Here is a 17,470-nt window from a genome sequence, read left to right as displayed (position 1 = left end):
GCTCATGCCCGATGTCGAGTGAGAGGCGGTACCCGTGGCCGAGGCGTCAGCAAACGAAAAAACCGGTCCCGACGCGCTGGTCGAGCAGCGCGGTCACACCCTCATCGTGACGCTGAACCGGCCGCACGCGCGCAACGCGCTGAGCACCGAAATGATGGAGATCATGGTGCAGGCCTGGGACCGCGTCGACAACGACGACGACATCCGCTGCTGCATCCTGACCGGCGCCGGTGGCTACTTCTGCGCCGGCATGGACCTCAAGGCGGCGACCAAGAAACCGCCGGGCGAATCCTTCAAGGACGGCAGCTACGACCCGTCGCGAATCGATGCCCTGCTGAAGGGCCGGCGGCTGACCAAGCCGTTGATCGCGGCCGTCGAGGGCCCCGCGATCGCCGGCGGCACCGAGATCCTGCAGGGCACCGACATCCGGGTGGCCGGCGAGAGCGCCAAGTTCGGCATCTCGGAGGCCAAGTGGAGCCTGTACCCGATGGGCGGCTCGGCGGTGCGACTGGTGCGCCAGATCCCCTACACGGTGGCCTGCGACCTGCTGCTGACCGGACGGCACATCACCGCCGCCGAGGCCAAGGAGATGGGGCTGATCGGGCACGTCGTCCCCGACGGACAGGCGCTGGCCAAGGCCCTCGAGATCGCCGAGGTGATCGAGAACAACGGGCCGCTGGCCGTGCAGGCGATCCTGCGGGCGATCCGCGAGACCGAGGGCATGCACGAGAACGAGGCGTTCAAGATCGACACGCAGATCGGCATCAAGGTGTTCCTGTCCGAGGACGCCAAGGAAGGCCCGCGCGCATTCGCCGAGAAGCGCAAACCCAACTTCCAAAACCGCTAGCCCGGTCGGGTCGCTCGGCGCGCGGGGCGCCTTCTTGGCGTGCGCCCGGCTTCCTCTTCTCGCCGAGCGTGTACCTACTGCGACTTTCGGGCCCGATTTTCGCGCTCAGTGCACGCTCGGCACGCTTGTCGGGGTTCCCCGGCACACTCCTGCCATGGCGGAGCCTTTCATCGGAAGCGAGGCCGTCGCGTCCGGCCTGGTGACCCCGTACGCGCTGCGGAGCCGGTTCGTCAGGGTCCATCCCGACGTGTACGTCCCGGCCGGCACCGCGCTGTCCGCCGGACTGCGCGCCCGATCGGCCTGGTTGTGGTCTCGTCGGCGCGGCGTCGTCGCGGGCAGATCCGCGGCCGCCCTGTACGGCACGAAATGGATCGACGACCGCGCCCCCGCCCAGCTGCTGTACCCGTACCGCCGCCCGCCGGATGGCATCCAGACGTGGTCGGACCGGCTGGTCGGTGACGAAATCCAGACGATCGGAGGCATGCCGGTGACGACGCCCGCACGGACGGCTCTCGACATCGCCTGCCGCTCCCCCGTCGACAAGGCCGTCGCCGCGATCGACGCGCTGGCGCGCGCAACCGAGCTGAAGGTGTTGGAGATCGAGTTGCTCGCCGATCGCTACCGGGGCCGCCGCGGCATCAGCCGTGCCCGCAGCGTGCTGCCGCTTGTCGACGCGGGCGCGGAGTCTCCCCGGGAAACGTGGCTGCGGCTTCTCCTGCTCCGCGCGGGTTTCCCGCGGCCGCGCACGCAGCTACCGGTTCGCCAATACGGTGCGCTGATCGCCTGTCTCGACATGGGCTGGGAGGACATCAAACTGGCGGTCGAGTACGACGGCGACCAACACCGCACCGACCGAAGACAATTCACCAAGGACATTCGGCGCGCGGAGGTGCTCGCCGAGTTGGGGTGGACGGTCGTCCGGGTCACGGCCGAGGACACGCCCGCCGGCATCATCGCCCGGGTGTCGACGGCCTGGACGCGCCGAACGTGCACTGGCAGCGAAAAACCGGCCCGAAATTCGCGGTGAGTACACGCTCGGGGAGGAGCGGCGCTCGGGAAGCCAGCGGAGCTCGCGGAGCCAGCGGAGCTAGCGGAGCTAGCGCAGCCCACCGAGCCCGCCGAGCCCGCGCAGCCGACCGGGCCCGCTCAGCGCAGCAGCGGCGCACTCGGGGTGAACACCACCGGCATGGCCTCCAGGCCGCTGACGAAGTTCGCCGGGCGCAGCGGCAGATCGCCGTCGTCGGCCAGCCGCAGGTCCGGCAGCCGCTTGAGCACCCGCTCGGTCATCATCGACAGCTCGAGACGGGCCAGCTGGTTGCCCAGGCAGAAGTGAGTGCCGAAGCCGAACGCCATGTGGCTGTTCGGGTTTCGCCGGATGTCGAAGCTGTCCGGGTCGTCGAACACCGACTCGTCGAAGTTGCCCGACTCGAACAGCAGCATGATCTTCTCCCCGGCCCGCAGCTCGGTGCCGTGGAATTCGGTGTCGGCGGTCAGGGTGCGGCACATGTTCTTGACCGGCGACGTCCAGCGCAGCATCTCCTCGATGGCGCCCGGCAGCAGCGACGGGTCGCGCACCAGCGCGTCCCACTGGTCGCGGTGGCGCAGCAGCTGTTCGGTGCCGCCGGACAGCGTGTGCCGCGTGGTCTCGTCGCCACCGATCAGGATCAGCAGCGTCTCCATGACGATCTCGTCGTCGGACATCCGCTGCCCCTCGACCTCGGCGTTCACCAGGATGGAGAACAGGTCGTCGGTGGGCTCGGCCCGCCGCTTGGCGATGATGTCCATGGTGAAGGCGGTGTAGGCGGCGAAAGCGTCCATCACCGTTTGGAATTCGGCCGACGTGGGGTCGATGTGCGAACTCAGGCCGCACACCAGGTCGTCGGACCACTTCAGCAGCATGCCGCGTTCGGTGGGCAGCACGCCCAGCATGTCGCCGATCACCGCCATCGGCAGCGGGGCGGCGATGTCGCGGACGAAGTCACATTCGCCGCGCTCACACACCGCGTCGATCAGGGTGTCGCACAACGTGCCGATGGACGGCTCCTTCTCCTTCACCCGCTTGCGGGTGAACCCGGCGTTGACGAGCTTGCGCCGCAACAGATGTGCGGGATCGTCCATGTCGATCATGTAGGGCATGCCGGGCTGGTCGGGACGGATGCCGCCGGTGGAAGAGAACAGCTCCGGATTGCGCTCGGCGTCCTGGATGGCCTGATAGGTGGTGGCGCCGGCCAACCCGTTGCGATCCCGGAACACCGGCTGGTTGGCGCGCATCCAGCGATACGCCTCGCGCGACGCGCGCCGGTCGGCGTAGAAATTTCCGTCGGCCAGATCGATGTTCGCGATCGCTTCCGGGATGGTCGAAGTCATCTACAGCCTCCAAATGTTGACGAAAGGATTACAGTAACCGGCATGACCGAGTCACAACACATCGTTGCGGGGACAGTCCTCACCATGCCGGTGCGGATCCGAAAAGCGGACGTCCACACCGCGATGTTTTCGGTGGATGCACAAGCGGCACAACGGCTTATCGACTACAGCGGCCTGAAGGTCTGCCAGCACCGGCCCGGCCGGGCGGTGGTCAACCTGATGCTGGCCCGCTACATCGACGGCGACCTGGGCCAGTACCACGAATTCGGCACCTGCGTGATGGTCAACCCGCCCGGCTCGACGGCGCGCGGCTGGCGGGCGCTGGGCGAGGCGGCCGCCTTCATCCATCACCTGCCCGTCGACCAGAGCTTCACCCTGGAGGCCGGACGCTCGATCTGGGGATTCCCGAAGATCATGGCGGACTTCACCGTTCGCGAGCAGGGCCGCTTCAGGTTCGACGTCAGCGCCGACGGCGCGCACATCGCCGGCATCGACTTCGCGCCCGGATTGCCGGTGCCGTCGCTGTTCACGTCGCGGCCGCAGGTGCTCAAGACCTACACCTTCGCCGAAGGCACCACCCGGGAGGTGCCCTGGGAGATGCGGGTGCGCGGGCTGCGCGGCCGGCCCGGCGGGGCCACGTTGCGGCTGGGCACCCACCCCTACGCCCAGGAGCTGGCGTCGCTGGGCCTGCCGACGCGCGCGATGATCTCCGGATCGGTCGGCCACGTCGAGATGACCTTCGGCGACGCCCACCCGCTGGGCTGACTGCATCGTCGTCGGGCCTGCCATCCGGCCAATCTAGAACGTGTTCTAGGCCACTGGCAAGAAAACTAGAACGTGTTCTAGTTGGTGGTGCGCCGGGTTCAGATCAGCGTGGCCAGCTCGCGGACCTGCTCTGTACTGCGCCCGGACACCACCATCATGGTGACGCCGGCGGCCTCCCAGGCCTTGATCTGCTTACGCACGTAGTCGACGTCGCCGACGATCGCGGCGTCGTCGATCACCTCGTCGGGGATGATCTTGGCGGCCTCGTCCTTGCGTCCGCTGCGGAACAGCCTGGTCACGTCGTCGACGACCTCGGCGTAGCCCATCCGACGGTAGACGTCGGCGTGGAAGTTGGTGTCCTCCGCGCCCATCCCGCCCATGTAGAGCGCGATGTAGGGCTTCATCGCGGCGAACGCCGCGCCGCGGTCCTCGGTGATGACGATGTTGGCGGTCGCGCAGATCTCGAAGTCCGCGCGGCTGCGGCGCGCGCCCGGCCGGGCGAATCCCTCGTCCAGCCATTCGTTGTACATGTCGGCCAGCCGCGGGGTGTAGAAGATCGGCAGCCAGCCGTCGCAGATCTCGGCGGCCAGCGCGACGTTCTTCGGCCCCTCGGCACCCAGGAAGATCGGGATGTCGGCGCGCAGCGGGTGCGTGATGGGTTTCAAAGCCTTGCCCAGACCCGTTGTGCCCGTGCCGGTCAACGGCAGCGGATAGTGGGGGCCGTCGCTGGTCACCGGCTTCTCCCGGGCCCACACCTGCCGGATGACGTCGATGTATTCGCGGGTGCGGGCCAGCGGCTTGGGGAACCGCTGTCCGTACCAGCCCTCGACCACCTGCGGGCCGGACACGCCCAGGCCCAGGATGTGCCGGCCGCCGGAGAGGTGGTCCAGCGTCAGCGCCGCCATCGCGCAGGCCGTCGGGGTCCGGGCGGACAGCTGGACCACCGAGGTGCCCAGCCGCACCCGCGACGTCGACGAGCCCCACCAGGCCAGTGGGGTGTAGGCGTCGGATCCCCACGCCTCGGCGGTGAAGATGGCGTCATACCCGGCTTCCTCGGCGGCGGCGACGAGCTCGCCGTGGTTTTCCGGCGGCGCGGCGCCCCAATATCCCAGCTGCAGTCCCAGCTTCATGGTCTTCGCCCTTCGGTAGTAGACCCGATGTTGAATCCGTTCTTAGAACCTGTTCTACTCGATGGCGTGACAGCCAGCTCGAGTAGCCCGACCTTGACGGATCACCCTGAGCCACCGCTCTCCGCGCCGTTGACGTTGTCGTTCGACTACACCCGTTCAGTCGGCCCCACGCTGAGCAAGTTCTTCACCGCACTGCGTGAGCGCCGCGTCCTGGGTGTGCGCGGATCGGATGGCCGGGTACACGTGCCGCCGCCGGAGTATGACCCGGTCACCTACGAACCGCTGGGCGAGATGGTACCGGTGTCGCCGGTCGGCACCGTCGTCTCGTGGGCCTGGCAGCCCGACCCGATCGAAGGTCAGCCGCTGGACCGGCCGTTCGCGTGGGCGCTGATCAAGCTCGACGGCGCGGACACCCCGCTGCTGCACGCGGTCGACGCCGGCGAGCCCAAGGCCATCAAGTCCGGTACCCGGGTGCACGTGCACTGGGCCGACGAGCCGGTGGGCGCCATCACCGACATCGCCTATTTCGCGCTGGGCGAGGACCCCGAACCGGTGGCCGAGCAGCCCGACGCCGACAAGGACCCGGTGAGCATGATCGTCACGCCGATCTCGCTGACCATCCAGCACACCGCCTCGCACGAGGAGAGCGCCTACCTGCGCGCCATCGCCCAGGGCAAGCTGCTGGGCGCGCGGACCGGCAAGAACGGCAAGGTGTATTTCCCGCCGCACGGCGCCGACCCGGCCACCGGCCAGCCGACCACGGAGTTCGTCGAGCTGCCCGACAAGGGCACGGTGACGACGTTCGCGATCATCAACATCCCGTTCCAGGGGCAGCGCATCAAGCCGCCGTACGTGGCGGCCTACGTGCTGCTCGACGGGGCCGACATCCCGTTCTTGCATCTGGTCGCCGACGTCGACGCGCACGAGGTGCGGATGGGCATGCGGGTGGAAGCGGTGTGGAAACCCCGCGAGCAGTGGGGCTTTGGCATCGACAACATCGAGTACTTCCGGCCGACCGGGGAACCCGACGCCGACTACGACACCTACAAGCACCACCTGTAAAGGGCATACCTGTCAAATGAGCGCTCGCAATGTTGCGGTGGTCGGCTTTGCCCACGCGCCGCATGTCCGCCGCACCGACGGCACCACCAACGGCGTCGAGATGTTGATGCCGTGTTTCGCCCAGCTCTACCAGGACCTGGGCATCACCAAGGCCGATATCGGCTTCTGGTGTTCGGGATCATCGGATTACCTTGCCGGACGGGCGTTTTCCTTCATCTCGGCGATCGACTCGATCGGCGCGGTGCCGCCGATCAACGAATCGCACGTCGAGATGGACGCGGCCTGGGCCCTGTATGAGGCCTACATCAAGCTGCTGACCGGCGAGGTCGACACCGCGCTGGTGTACGGCTTTGGCAAGTCCTCGGCCGGGGTGCTGCGCCAGATCTTGTCGCGGCAGACCGACCCCTACACCGTCGCGCCGCTGTGGCCCGATTCGATCTCGATGGCCGGGCTGCAGGCCCGCATGGGGCTCGACACCGGCAAGTGGACCGAGGAGCAGATGGCGCGGGTGGCCTTCGACTCGTTCGCCAATGCGCGCCGGGTGGACAACGTGGAGGGCTCGATCACCGTAGCCGAACTGCTCGAACGGCCGTTCTTCGCCGAGCCGTTGCGCCGTCACGACATCGCGCCGATCACCGACGGCGCCGCGGCGATCGTGCTGGCGGCCGGCGACCGGGCCCGCGAGCTGCGCGAGAACCCCGCCTGGATCACCGGGATCGAGCACCGCATCGAATCCCCGGCGCTGGGCGTGCGTGACCTCACCGAGTCGCCGTCCACCAAGGCCGCCGCCGAAATCGCCACCGGCGGGCGGACCGACAACCTCGACGTGGTCGAGATCTGCGCGCCGTTCACCCACCAGCACCTGATCATCGCCGAAGCCATCCGGATACCGGGGCCGACCAAGGTCAATCCGTCCGGCGGTGCGCTGGCGGCCAACCCGATGTTCGTGGCCGGCCTGGAGCGCATCGGCTTTGCCGCACAACACATCTGGGATGGTTCGGCCGAGCGGGTGCTGGCGCACGCCACCAGCGGGCCCGCGCTGCAGCAGAATCTGGTCGCGGTCATGGAAGGGAAGAACTGATGGCCGGTGCAGGGCCGAACATCGCCGCGGTACTGGGTACCGGACAAACGAAGTATGTGGCCAAGCGCCAAGACGTTTCGATGAACGGCCTGGTGCGCGAGGCTATCGACCGCGCACTGGCCGACTCGGGTTGCACCTTCGACGACATCGACGCCGTGGTGGTCGGCAAGGCACCCGACTTCTTCGAGGGCGTCATGATGCCCGAGCTGTTCATGGCCGACGCCGTGGGCGCCACCGGCAAGCCGCTGATCCGGGTGCACACCGCCGGGTCGGTCGGCGGCTCCACCGGGGTGGTGGCCGCCAGCCTGGTGCAGTCCGGTAAGTACCGCCGCGTGCTGGCGATGGCCTGGGAGAAGCAGTCGGAGTCGAATGCCATGTGGGCGTTGTCGATTCCGGTTCCGTTCATCAAGCCGGTGGGCGCGGGCGCCGGTGGCTATTTCGCCCCGCACGTGCGGGCCTACATCCGCCGCTCCGGCGCACCGACGCACATCGGCGCCATGGTCGCCGTCAAGGACCGGCTCAACGGATGCCGAAACCCGTTGGCGCACCTGCATCAGCCCGACATCACCCTGGAGAAGGTGATGGAGTCGCCGATGCTGTGGGACCCGATCCGCTACGACGAGACCTGCCCGTCGTCGGACGGTGCCTGCGCGGTGGTGATCGGTAACGAGGAGGCCGCCGAAGCCCGTCTGGCGCAAGGCAATCCGGTGGCGTGGATCCATGCCACGGCGTTGCGCACCGAGCCGCTGGCCTACGCCGGGCGCGACCAGGTCAGCCCGCAGGCCGGGCGTGACGCGGCCGCCGCGCTGTGGAAGGCCGCCGGCATCAAGAGCCCCATCGACGAGATCGATGCCGCGGAGATCTACGTGCCGTTCTCCTGGTTCGAGCCGATGTGGTTGGAAAACCTCGGCTTTGCTCCCGAGGGCGAGGGCTGGAAGCTCACCGAGGCGGGCGAGACCAAGATCGGCGGCCGGCTGCCGGTCAACCCGTCCGGTGGTGTGCTGTCGTCGAACCCGATCGGCGCCTCGGGGCTGATCCGCTTCGCCGAAGCGGCCATCCAGGTGATGGGCAAGGGCGGCGATCACCAGGTGCCCGGCGCCCGGAAGGCGTTGGGACACGCCTACGGTGGCGGCTCGCAGTACTACTCGATGTGGGTGGTCGGCGCCGACAAGCCCGCCGCCGAGAAGGTCTGAGCGTGCATCCCGCGCACGAAGCCGGCCGCCGGTCCCGCGAGGCGGTGACGGCCAGGGACAAGGAGGCCTGGCTGGCGGTGTTCGCCGACGACGCCGTCGTCGAGGACCCCATCGGCCCTTCGGTTTTCGACCCCGAGGGCAAGGGGCATCGGGGCCGTGCGGCGATCTCGGCCTTCTGGGACAAGGCGATCACGCCCACCACCAAGATCGAGTTCGTCTTTCGCGACACCTATCAGTGCGGCAACGAGGAAGCCAACGTCGGGCACATCCTCATCACGACGGGTGACTACCAGACCACCGCCGAGGGCGTGTTCACCTACAAGGCCGACGACGAGGGCAAGCTGGTCGCGCTGCGCGCCTATTGGGAGATGGACCGCGCGGCCGCCAACACCAAGAAGATCTCCGGCTAGCGCGGGGCCGCTAGATCGGTTCCAGCCCGGCCAGATGCCGCTGGGCGAGGTCGCGGTAGGCCTGCGGATTCAGCTTGACCCACAGCTGCGCGTCGGTACCGGCGACCGGGCCCTTGATCTGGGCCGGCGCGCCCATGGCCAGCATCCCGGCCGGAATCTGGGTGCCCGCGGTGACCAGCGAATGCGCCGCCACCAGGCTGCCCGCGCCGATCACCGCGCCGTCCAGCACGGTGGCGTGGTTGGCGATCAGCGCCTCGGGGCCGACGTGCGCGCCGTGGATGACGCACAGATGCGCCACCGTCGCCCCCGGACCGATGTCGACCGGGATGCCGGGGGGCGCGTGCAGCACCGAACCGTCCTGGACGTTGGCGCCCTCGCGCACCACGATGGGCCCGTAGTCGCCGCGCAGCACCGCGTTGAACCACACCGAGGCTCCCGCCTCCACGACCACGTCGCCGATCAGGGTGGCCGTCGGCGCCACGAACGCGGTGGGGTCCACCCGCGGCGAGCGGCCCTCGAAAGCAAACAGCGGCATCGTCTAGATATACCCGAGCGCCGCCGAACTCGCGGAACGGCCCAGGCAGGCTTGCCTTCGTTGCGCGGGCCCGACGCAAAACTGTAACGTGTTCTAGTTAGAGGGCCAGCGAGTTGGAGGTGACAGGTGGCTACCGACACCAAGCCGGTCGGCATCCGGGAGATCGATCCCGGCGCCCTGCCGACCAGATACGCCCGTGGCTGGCACTGCCTGGGCGTCGCAAAGGACTTCCAGGACGGCAAGCCGCACTCGATCGAGGCGTTCGGCACCAAACTGGTCGTCTTCGCCGACTCACACGGCGACATCCACGTGCTCGACGGCTACTGCCGGCACATGGGCGGTGACCTGTCGGAGGGCACCATCAAGGGCGACGAGGTCGCCTGCCCGTTCCACGACTGGCGCTGGGGCGGCGACGGCCGGTGCAAGCTGGTGCCGTACGCCAAGCGCACGCCGAAGACGGCGCGCACCCGGTCGTGGACCACCGATGTGCGGGGTGGGCTGCTGTTCGTCTGGCACGACCACGAGAACAACCCGCCGGACCCGGCCGTCCGCATCCCGGAGATCCCGGAGGCGCACAGCGACGAGTGGACCGACTGGCGGTGGAACCGCATCCTCATCGAGGGCTCCAACTGTCGCGACATCATCGACAACGTCACCGACATGGCGCACTTCTTCTACATCCATTTCGGGTTGCCGACGTACTTCAAGAACGTGTTCGAGGGCCACATCGCGTCGCAGTACCTGCACAACGTGGGCCGCCCGGACGTGAACGACCTCGGCACGTCTTACGGTGAGGCACACCTGGATTCGGAGGCGTCCTACTTCGGTCCGTCGTTCATGATCAACTGGCTGCACAACAGCTACGGCGACTACAAGGCCGAGTCGATCCTGATCAACTGCCACTACCCGGTGACGCAGAACTCGTTCGTGCTGCAGTGGGGCGTGATCGTGGAGAAGCCCAAGGGCATGGACGAGGAGATGACCGACAAGCTGTCCCGGGTGTTCACCGAGGGGGTCAGCAAGGGCTTCCTGCAGGACGTCGAGATCTGGAAGCACAAGACCCGCATCGACAATCCGCTGCTGGTCGAGGAGGACGGCGCCGTCTACCAGCTGCGCCGCTGGTACCAGCAGTTCTACGTCGACGTCGCCGACATCGAGCCGGAGATGGTGGAGCGCTTCGAGATCGAGGTGGACACCACCCGGGCCAACGAGTACTGGAATGCCGAGGTCGCGCAGAACCTGAAGGCCAAAGAGTCCGAAGACGTTCCCGCCGAACAACACTGACCGCCATGACCGACGATAAGCCGGCGGTTCCCGACGTCGATCGACTCGCTCGGTCGATGCTGTTGCTGCACGGCGATCATCACGACCACGACGAGCGGCCCGCCGCGTCGCCGGCCAACGGTGGATCCTGGTCGAAGTCAAGGGATTTCACCGATGACCCGCAGCGCGCGGCCGCCGTCGCCGAGGCCAGCCGCGCCGACCGGGAGCGCTACCTCAACTCGGGTCTGCTGCCGGTGGACTGCCGGTTCTGCCACGCGCGGGTCGCCGTCCGCCGGCTCGGGCCAGGGCACACCGCGGTGCAGTGGAACACCGAAGCCTGGCAGCGCTGCGCGTATTTCACCGAGGTCCGCCAGGCCGGGGGCGACACCGCGCGCACCAAGTCCTGCCCGAAGCTCGGCGACAGCATCGAGCATGCCGTCGCGGAGGGATATCTGGACGACTGACTGCGCGGACGATCACAGCCCGGCGAACCGCTCCTTGACCGTCTCCACGCTGAGGCCGTAGTCGGCCAGCGAGTAGCTGTGCTTGGGCGCCCGCTCGCCGGACTGGCTGTCGGCGTGGGTCTTGGCCATGGCCGCCTTCGCCTCCTCGGTCAGCGTCAGGCCGAAGTGCCGGTAGATGTCGGCCACGGTGCCCAGCGGGTCGGCGATCAACTCCTTGTAGTCGACGTCGTAGAACTGCGCCGGGTTGTACTTGGCCCGCGCGGTGTTGAACCGCTCCAGCCCCCGCGACCAGGTATCCATTGCGTCAGCGCCGATTTGGGCCCCGACGAACGTGGTCGACCATCCCTCGGCGGTGTGCTGGGCCAGCGAGCACATCGACGCCATGATCGTTTCGACCGGGCGATGAGTCTGGATCACCAGCGCATCCGGGTAGGTGGCCATCAACGCGTCCAGCGCGAACAGGTGGCTGGGGTTCTTCAGCACCCAGCGCTTATGGGCGTCGTTGAGCCCGATCAGCTGAAGGTTGCGGCGGTGGCGCTGATACGACGGCGTCCAGTCCTGTTCAGACAGCCACTGCGCGTAACTGGGGACGTGCGCCAGCGTTTCATACGACACCGAGTGCAGCGACTGCCGCAGCAGCTGCCAGCACTCCTCCAGCTCGTAGGCGGCCATGAAGTGCAGCCCGGTGTAGCCCGGGTTGTCCCGGTGGTGCTGGGTGAATTGCGCGTCGAGCTGGCGGTACAGCGGGTTGGACTCCCAGGTCTCGCGCGGCGGCCGCGGCTGCGGGAATTCGGCCAGCCACATGTGCAGGCCCTGATGCGCGGGATCGGCGCCCAGCAGCCGGTGCAGCGCCGTGGTCCCGGTGCGCACCAGGCCGGTGACGAAGATCGGCCGTTGGATCGCGACGTCGGCGTACTGCGGGTATTGCTTCCAGGCCGACTCCGACAGCAGGCGCGCCACCAGGGCGCCGCGCAGAAAGAAGCGATTCATCTTGCTGCCCAACACCGTAAGGCCGGCTTCCCGGCGGTAGGAGTCCAGCAGCACTTCCAGCGCCTGCAGGTAGTTGTCGTCGTCGGTGCCGAAGTCGTCGAGACCGGTCAGCTTGGTGGCCGATGCGTGCAGCTCCTCGACGGTGCCGATGTCGGTGCGATCGCTCACGTGTGGTATTCCCCGCAGTTGACGTCCAAGGTCTGCCCGGTGATGCCGCTGGACAGGTCGCTGGCCAAAAACATGATGGCCGAAGCGACTTCGTCCTCGGTGGGCAGGCGTTTGAGGTCTGAGTTGGCGGCGGTGGCCGCGTAGATCTGCTCGACCGTGGTGGCGTACTTGCCCGCTTGGTGCTCGAAGTAGGCCTGCAAGGTATCGCCCCAGATGTAGCCCGGCGCAACCGAATTGACCCGGATTCCCTTTTCGCCCAGCTCGGTGGCCAGCGACTGCGACATGGACAGCAGCGCCGACTTGGCCATCTTGTACGCACCGTACTTGGCCTGCGAATGACGCAGCACCATGGAGTTGACGTTGACGATGGATCCGTGCGCCGTCTCCAGTGCGGGTGTGAAGGCCTGGATCAGCCGCAGCGCGCCCAGCGCGCTCAACTCGATCGCGTCACGGATGTGCTGAAAACTGGTTCCCGCCAAGGGTTTCATCGACGGTACCCGGAACGCGTTGTTGATCAGCACGTCGGCCCTGCCGTAGGTCGCCATGGTGGTCTCGACCAGGTAGGCGACTTCGTCGTCGTCGGTGATGTCGGTGCGCACCGCCAGCGCCCGGTGGCCGCCGTCGTTGACCTCCTTGGCCACCTTCTCCAGCCGCTCGGCGGTACGCGCCGCCAGCACCAGGTCGGCCCCGCTGTCGGCGCATCGGTGCGCCAGCGTGGTGCCCAGCCCCGGCCCCACGCCGCTGATGACCACCACCTTGCCGTCGAGCATCCCTGCCATCGTCACCCCAGCATCCTTGCCGCAATCTGTTGTTGGCGCAACGCGATTCGCGCCCGCCATTCGTCGTCGGAGATCTTGTTGTGCTCGTAGTAGGGCAGCTTGGCCGGTACGGCGTCGAAGTCGACCAGCTCGACGGTGGGGCCGTCGGCCTCGGTGAGCTGGCGCGACACCCGTTGCCAGCGGAACTGCAGGAAGCCCTTCCGATGCCCGACCGTCTCCACCCAGTTCGTCACGCCCGGGTTCTGCTCGGCGACGACGATGCGCACCTTGCCGTCCGGATCCGCTTGCGCCTGAGTGTTGTTCAGCGACGTCTGATGGTTGATGTAGTCCAGCGAGATGTACCACAGGCTGCCCAGTTGGAACCCGAGGTAGGGGGCGTCGGTGACCGGGATGGTGATCAGCAGCGCCTGGTCGGGCTGCAGTTCGTAGTGCCCGGCCGACGAGTACTGCGTCGCCAGCCCGCCCGGCGTCAACCGGGGCGCGACCATGGTGTTGACCGGGATGTTGAAGTAGAACCACTGCGGGAACTGCAGCCAGGTCTTCACCCGGTTCACGAGTTGTTTTCCGGCTGTGGCATAACGCTTTTCGATCGTCTCGCGGGTCAGCGGCGGCGGCGCCGTGCCCGCGGTGTCCTCCCGTGCGATGGCCAGGGTGCCGCGCTGGGCGGCCCAGTCGCCGTACACCTCGCGGATCACCAGCTGACCGTTGCTGGTCGGTCGCACCCGCCACTCGAAGCTGCCGTCGGGCGCGATGTCGAGCTCGCGGTCGTCGAACGCGGCCTGGCTGGCCGGCACGTTGTCGTCGGTGTACTCGCCGCCGAGCAGCTGAAAACTCAAATCGGTGGTGGTGCCGCGGCGGCCGGTGACGACGTAGTCGTAGCCGGCGTGCACCCGGGTGCCGAAGTACAGCGTGTCGGGGTTGTCCAGGCCCATCTTGGTGAACGGCCCGGTGCCCGATTGCAGGAAGGGGTGGTCGCGCTCGTAGTCGACCGCCAGGTGGATACAGGCCGAGATGCAGCCGGCCAGGTACTGCAGTCCCTCCAGCAGGTCGGCTTCGGTCTCGATGTGCGGCGCGGCGGCCACCAGATTTTCGGCCTCGGCGATCGCGGAGGTGAGCGGATCAGAGAACACGCCTAGACGCTAGAACGTGTTCTACTTTTTCGTCAATGGCGAACGTTCCCGCGCGTCGCCCACGGCGTCGCGCGACGAGGCCGGCTCACCTAGGGCGGGCAGGAGTGCGACAGGTCGATCAGGTGCTGGCGCACGTCGGGATGCCGATTGAGGTAGTCGATGACGTTGCCGTTGCCACCCTCGGCCTGCGACCTTTGCTGCAGCTGCTGGTGCAGGTCCGGGTGCTTCTGCAGGTAGGAGTCGATGGACTGACCGACGTCCTGATTGCATTCCGCGTGGGCGACGCCCGCCACGGGTAGCGCGATCACCGTCGCGGCGGCAGCGGTGAGTAACCCCCCGGCGAGCAGGCCGTACAGCCCGCGGCGACGGGCGCCGACTGTGTTGGATGTGCTCATGCGCGCCAGGTTACCCGCGCAAGCTTTGCGTCGGCTGTGCGAACGCGGCGGCTCAGCGCGCCGCCGCGGCACCGCTTTCCTGCTCGCGCTTGATCTCCAGCGCGATGTCGATCAGCTGGTCTTCCTGACCGCCGATGAGTTTGCGCTGACCGGCCCGGTGCAGCAGCTGGTGCGCGGGCACCCCGTAGCGCTCGGACTGGCGGATGGCGTGCTTGAGGAAGCTCGAGTACACCCCGGAATAGCCCATGATCAGGGCGTTGCGGTCGAGCAGGCACTCGGCGGGCATGGCCGGCGCGACCACCTCCTCGGCGGCGTCGGCGATGTCGAAGAAGTCGATGCCGGTCTTGACGCCGATCTTGTCGAACACGCCGATCAGCGCCTCGACGGGCGCGTTGCCCGCCCCGGCCCCGAACCGGCGGCACGAGCCGTCGATCTGCTTGGCGCCGGCCCGGACGGCCTCGACGCTGTTGGCCACCCCGAGCCCGAGGTTCTCGTGCCCGTGGAAACCGACCTGGGCGTCGTCGCCCAGCTCGGCGACCAGCGCGGCCACCCGGTCGCGCACGCCCTCGAGCACCAGCGCGCCGGCCGAGTCGACCACGTAGACGCACTGGCAGCCGGCGTCGGCCATGATGCGGGCCTGCTGGGCGAGCTTTTCCGGCGGGATGGTGTGGCTCATCATCAGGAAGCCGACGGTCTCCAGCCCGAGTTCGCGGGCCAGGCCGAAGTGCTGGATGGACACGTCGGCCTCGGTGCAGTGCGTGGCGATCCGGCAGATCGAGCCGCCGTTGTTTTGGGCCTCCTTGATGTCCTCCTTGGTGCCCACCCCGGGCAGCATCAGGAAGGCGATCTTGGCCTCCTTGGCGGTCTCGGCGGCCAGCTTGATCAGCTCCTGCTCGGGGGTCTTGGAGAACCCGTAGTTGAAGCTCGAGCCGCCCAGCCCGTCGCCGTGGGTGACCTCGATGACCGGCACCCCCGCGGCGTCCAGGGCCGCGACGATGGCTTGCACCTCGTCCTTGGTGAACTGGTGGCGCTTGTGGTGGCTGCCGTCGCGCAGCGACGTGTCGGTCAACCGGACGTCCCACATCGGGTTGAAGAAAATATCGGTAGTCATTGCGCTCCTCCCGCCGTCGTGGCCAGCGTCTCCTTGGCGATCTCCTCGCCCACCTTCGTGGCCGCGGCGGTCATGATGTCCAGGTTGCCCGCATACGGGGGCAGGTAATCGCCGGCGCCCTCGACCTCGACGAAGGTGGTGACCAGCGCCTGGCCGCCGGAGTTGAGCGACGGGTCGTCGAACTGCGGCTCGTTGAGCAGCCGGTAGCCGGGCACGTAGCTCTGCACCTCTTTGACGACGTCGTGAATCGACTGCGCGATCGCGTCCCGGTCGGCGTCCTCGGGGATGGCGCAGAAGATGGTGTCGCGCATGATCATCGGCGGGTCGGCCGGGTTGAGGATGATGATCGCCTTGCCCCGCTTGGCGCCGCCGATGGTCTCCACGCCCCGGCTGGTGGTCTTGGTGAACTCGTCGATGTTGGCGCGGGTGCCCGGGCCCGCCGACACGCTCGCCACCGACGCGACGATCTCGGCGTAGGGCACCTCGACGACGCGGCTGACGGCGTAGACGATCGGAATCGTGGCCTGCCCGCCGCAGGTGATCATGTTGACGTTCGGCGCGTCCAGGTGCTGGCGCAGGTTCGCCGGCGGGATGACGGCCGGGCCCACCGCGGCGGGCGTCAGGTCGATGGCCCGGATGCCGGCGGCCTCGTACTTGGGGGCGGCGTCGCGGTGCACGTAGGCGCTGGTCGCCTCGAAGACCAGGTCGGGTTTCTCCGGCTGCGCCAGCAGCCAGTCGACCCCCTCGTGGGTGGTCTCCAAGCCCAGCTTGCGGGCCCGGGCCAGGCCCTCGCTCTGCGGGTCGATGCCGACCATCCAGCGCGGTTCCAGCCAGTCGGATCGCAGCAGCTTGTAGAGCAGGTCCGTGCTGATGTTCCCCGACCCGACAATCGCCACTTTTGCTTTAGTCGGCATGACGCTCCTTACGAAGCTGTTGAGATTTAAGTTGGTCGATTTAACTCGAGCCTATTCGAACGACAGACGCACCGAACCCAGGCCCGCGAAGTCGGCGACGAACTCATCGCCGGGGTGCGCGTCGATCGCCTTCGTGCACGAGCCCGGCAACACCACGTCGCCCTTGCGCAGCCGCACCCCGAAGCCGTCCACCTTGCGGGCCAGCCAGGCCACCGCGGTGACCGGGTTGCCCAGCACCGCGTCGGTGCGGCCCTCGGCCACCACCTCACCGTTGCGGCGCAGCACCGCGTCGATCCCCTTGATGTCAATGTCTTGCGGGGACACCCGGGCCGCACCCAGGACGAAGCCGGCCGACGAGGCGTTGTCGGCGATGGTGTCGCACAACTCGATCTTCCAGTCGGTGATCCGGGTGTCGATCAGCTCGATGGCCGGAACGAACGCCTCGGTGGCCGCCATCACGTCGTCCTCGGTGCAGCCCGCCCCCGGCAGGTCGGCGTTCAGGATGAAGCCGACTTCGACCTCCACCCGCGGGTAGAGGTAGCGGTTCGTCTTGACCGGGGTGTCTTCGAACAACTGCATGTCGTCGAGCAGATGCCCGTAGTCCGGCTCGTCGACGCCCATCATTTGCTGGATCGCCAACGACGACAACCCGACCTTGTGGCCCAGCACCCGGGCGCCCTCGGCGACCCGCTGCCGGATGTTGATCAGCTGAATCTCATACGCGTCGACGACGTCGATCTCGGGGTAGGCGGCGGTCAGCGGTGGGATGGGCTCACCGCTCCGCTCGGCCTGCGCCAACTCGGCAGCCAGCTCGTCGCGGGTGGCAACACTGAGCATTTTCTTGCAGTCTCCTCGTACGGTCGACC

General features: G+C 67.8%; 19 protein-coding genes. 9 read left to right on the top strand and 10 right to left on the bottom strand.

What is annotated here, in order from left to right:
- The first annotated feature begins 34 nt into the window (after positions 1-34).
- Together NF20_RS01435 and NF20_RS01430 are read left to right on the top strand one after the other, a co-directional pair.
- The gene (locus NF20_RS01435) at positions 35-847 is read left to right on the top strand and encodes a crotonase/enoyl-CoA hydratase family protein (protein ID WP_003875706.1); all 813 of its coding nucleotides are present in this window, start codon (positions 35-37) and stop codon (positions 845-847) included.
- Between the two features lie 154 nt (positions 848-1,001).
- The gene (locus tag NF20_RS01430; RefSeq protein ID WP_023864168.1) at positions 1,002-1,874 is read left to right on the top strand and encodes a DUF559 domain-containing protein; all 873 of its coding nucleotides are present in this window, start codon (positions 1,002-1,004) and stop codon (positions 1,872-1,874) included.
- A gap of 119 nt (positions 1,875-1,993) precedes the next feature.
- Here NF20_RS01430 and NF20_RS01425 read toward each other — a convergent pair whose 3' ends face one another.
- Positions 1,994-3,214, bottom strand: a complete 1,221-nt coding sequence (locus NF20_RS01425) for a cytochrome P450 (RefSeq protein ID WP_003875704.1) — start codon at positions 3,212-3,214, stop codon at positions 1,994-1,996.
- Positions 3,215-3,256: 42 nt separating this feature from the next.
- On the opposite strand from NF20_RS01425, the gene NF20_RS01420 reads away from it, so the two are divergent.
- On the top strand, positions 3,257-3,979 hold the full coding sequence (locus tag NF20_RS01420) for an acetoacetate decarboxylase family protein (RefSeq protein ID WP_023864169.1): 723 nt from the start codon (positions 3,257-3,259) through the stop codon (positions 3,977-3,979).
- Positions 3,980-4,077: 98 nt separating this feature from the next.
- Here the strand turns inward: NF20_RS01420 and NF20_RS01415 are convergent, their stop codons facing one another.
- Entirely contained in the window at positions 4,078-5,109 is a 1,032-nt protein-coding gene (locus NF20_RS01415) for an LLM class F420-dependent oxidoreductase (protein WP_023864170.1), read from the bottom strand.
- Positions 5,110-5,175: 66 nt separating this feature from the next.
- Between NF20_RS01415 and NF20_RS01410 the strand changes: the two genes are divergently transcribed.
- From NF20_RS01410 to NF20_RS01395, 4 genes are read left to right on the top strand one after another with little or no spacing between them, the layout of a single operon-like run.
- Positions 5,176-6,171, top strand: coding sequence for a Zn-ribbon domain-containing OB-fold protein (locus NF20_RS01410; RefSeq protein WP_003877146.1), 996 nt, complete (start codon positions 5,176-5,178; stop codon positions 6,169-6,171).
- Between the two features lie 16 nt (positions 6,172-6,187).
- The gene (locus tag NF20_RS01405; protein ID WP_003875700.1) at positions 6,188-7,252 is read left to right on the top strand and encodes a thiolase domain-containing protein; all 1,065 of its coding nucleotides are present in this window, start codon (positions 6,188-6,190) and stop codon (positions 7,250-7,252) included.
- Complete coding sequence (locus tag NF20_RS01400; protein WP_011723676.1) at positions 7,252-8,445, top strand: thiolase domain-containing protein; 1,194 nt, start codon at positions 7,252-7,254, stop codon at positions 8,443-8,445. Before NF20_RS01405 ends, NF20_RS01400 begins: the two co-directional genes overlap by 1 nt.
- A gap of 2 nt (positions 8,446-8,447) precedes the next feature.
- Positions 8,448-8,855 (top strand): nuclear transport factor 2 family protein, encoded by a 408-nt coding sequence (locus NF20_RS01395; RefSeq protein WP_023864171.1) that lies wholly within the window; start codon positions 8,448-8,450, stop codon positions 8,853-8,855.
- 10 nt (positions 8,856-8,865) lie between these two features.
- Here the strand turns inward: NF20_RS01395 and NF20_RS01390 are convergent, their stop codons facing one another.
- Positions 8,866-9,390 (bottom strand): gamma carbonic anhydrase family protein, encoded by a 525-nt coding sequence (locus tag NF20_RS01390; protein ID WP_009974811.1) that lies wholly within the window; start codon positions 9,388-9,390, stop codon positions 8,866-8,868.
- A gap of 126 nt (positions 9,391-9,516) precedes the next feature.
- Between NF20_RS01390 and NF20_RS01385 the strand changes: the two genes are divergently transcribed.
- Both NF20_RS01385 and NF20_RS01380 read left to right on the top strand, forming a co-directional pair.
- Positions 9,517-10,674, top strand: coding sequence for a Rieske 2Fe-2S domain-containing protein (locus NF20_RS01385; RefSeq protein WP_009974810.1), 1,158 nt, complete (start codon positions 9,517-9,519; stop codon positions 10,672-10,674).
- 5 nt (positions 10,675-10,679) lie between these two features.
- Positions 10,680-11,117, top strand: a complete 438-nt coding sequence (locus NF20_RS01380) for a hypothetical protein (protein WP_023864172.1) — start codon at positions 10,680-10,682, stop codon at positions 11,115-11,117.
- A 12-nt stretch (positions 11,118-11,129) separates the two neighbouring features.
- On the opposite strand, the gene NF20_RS01375 is transcribed toward NF20_RS01380, so the two are convergent.
- The 7 genes from NF20_RS01375 to NF20_RS01345 form a co-directional block, all read right to left on the bottom strand.
- Complete coding sequence (locus NF20_RS01375) at positions 11,130-12,275, bottom strand: sulfotransferase family protein (protein WP_023871431.1); 1,146 nt, start codon at positions 12,273-12,275, stop codon at positions 11,130-11,132.
- Positions 12,272-13,054, bottom strand: coding sequence for an SDR family oxidoreductase (locus NF20_RS01370; RefSeq protein ID WP_031344559.1), 783 nt, complete (start codon positions 13,052-13,054; stop codon positions 12,272-12,274). Before NF20_RS01370 ends, NF20_RS01375 begins: the two co-directional genes overlap by 4 nt.
- Before the next feature lie 2 nt (positions 13,055-13,056).
- A complete protein-coding gene (locus NF20_RS01365; protein ID WP_033713068.1) occupies positions 13,057-14,184 on the bottom strand; it encodes a hypothetical protein in 1,128 nt (375 codons plus the stop codon).
- Positions 14,185-14,273: 89 nt separating this feature from the next.
- Positions 14,274-14,579, bottom strand: a complete 306-nt coding sequence (locus NF20_RS01360; protein WP_003877138.1) for a hypothetical protein — start codon at positions 14,577-14,579, stop codon at positions 14,274-14,276.
- Positions 14,580-14,631: 52 nt separating this feature from the next.
- Positions 14,632-15,690, bottom strand: coding sequence for a 4-hydroxy-2-oxovalerate aldolase (gene dmpG, locus NF20_RS01355; RefSeq protein WP_023900304.1), 1,059 nt, complete (start codon positions 15,688-15,690; stop codon positions 14,632-14,634).
- A complete protein-coding gene (locus tag NF20_RS01350) occupies positions 15,687-16,604 on the bottom strand; it encodes an acetaldehyde dehydrogenase (acetylating) (RefSeq protein WP_019733099.1) in 918 nt (305 codons plus the stop codon). Before NF20_RS01350 ends, dmpG begins: the two co-directional genes overlap by 4 nt.
- Before the next feature lie 51 nt (positions 16,605-16,655).
- Entirely contained in the window at positions 16,656-17,441 is a 786-nt protein-coding gene (locus NF20_RS01345; RefSeq protein ID WP_003875689.1) for a 2-keto-4-pentenoate hydratase, read from the bottom strand.
- Positions 17,442-17,470 lie beyond the last annotated feature (29 nt).

Source organism: Mycobacterium sp. MAC_080597_8934 (assembly GCF_000523975.1).
Lineage (GTDB): Bacteria > Actinomycetota > Actinomycetes > Mycobacteriales > Mycobacteriaceae > Mycobacterium > Mycobacterium avium.
Note: the sequence above shows the minus strand (reverse complement) of the source record. Positions and strands in the feature narration are given on the sequence as shown.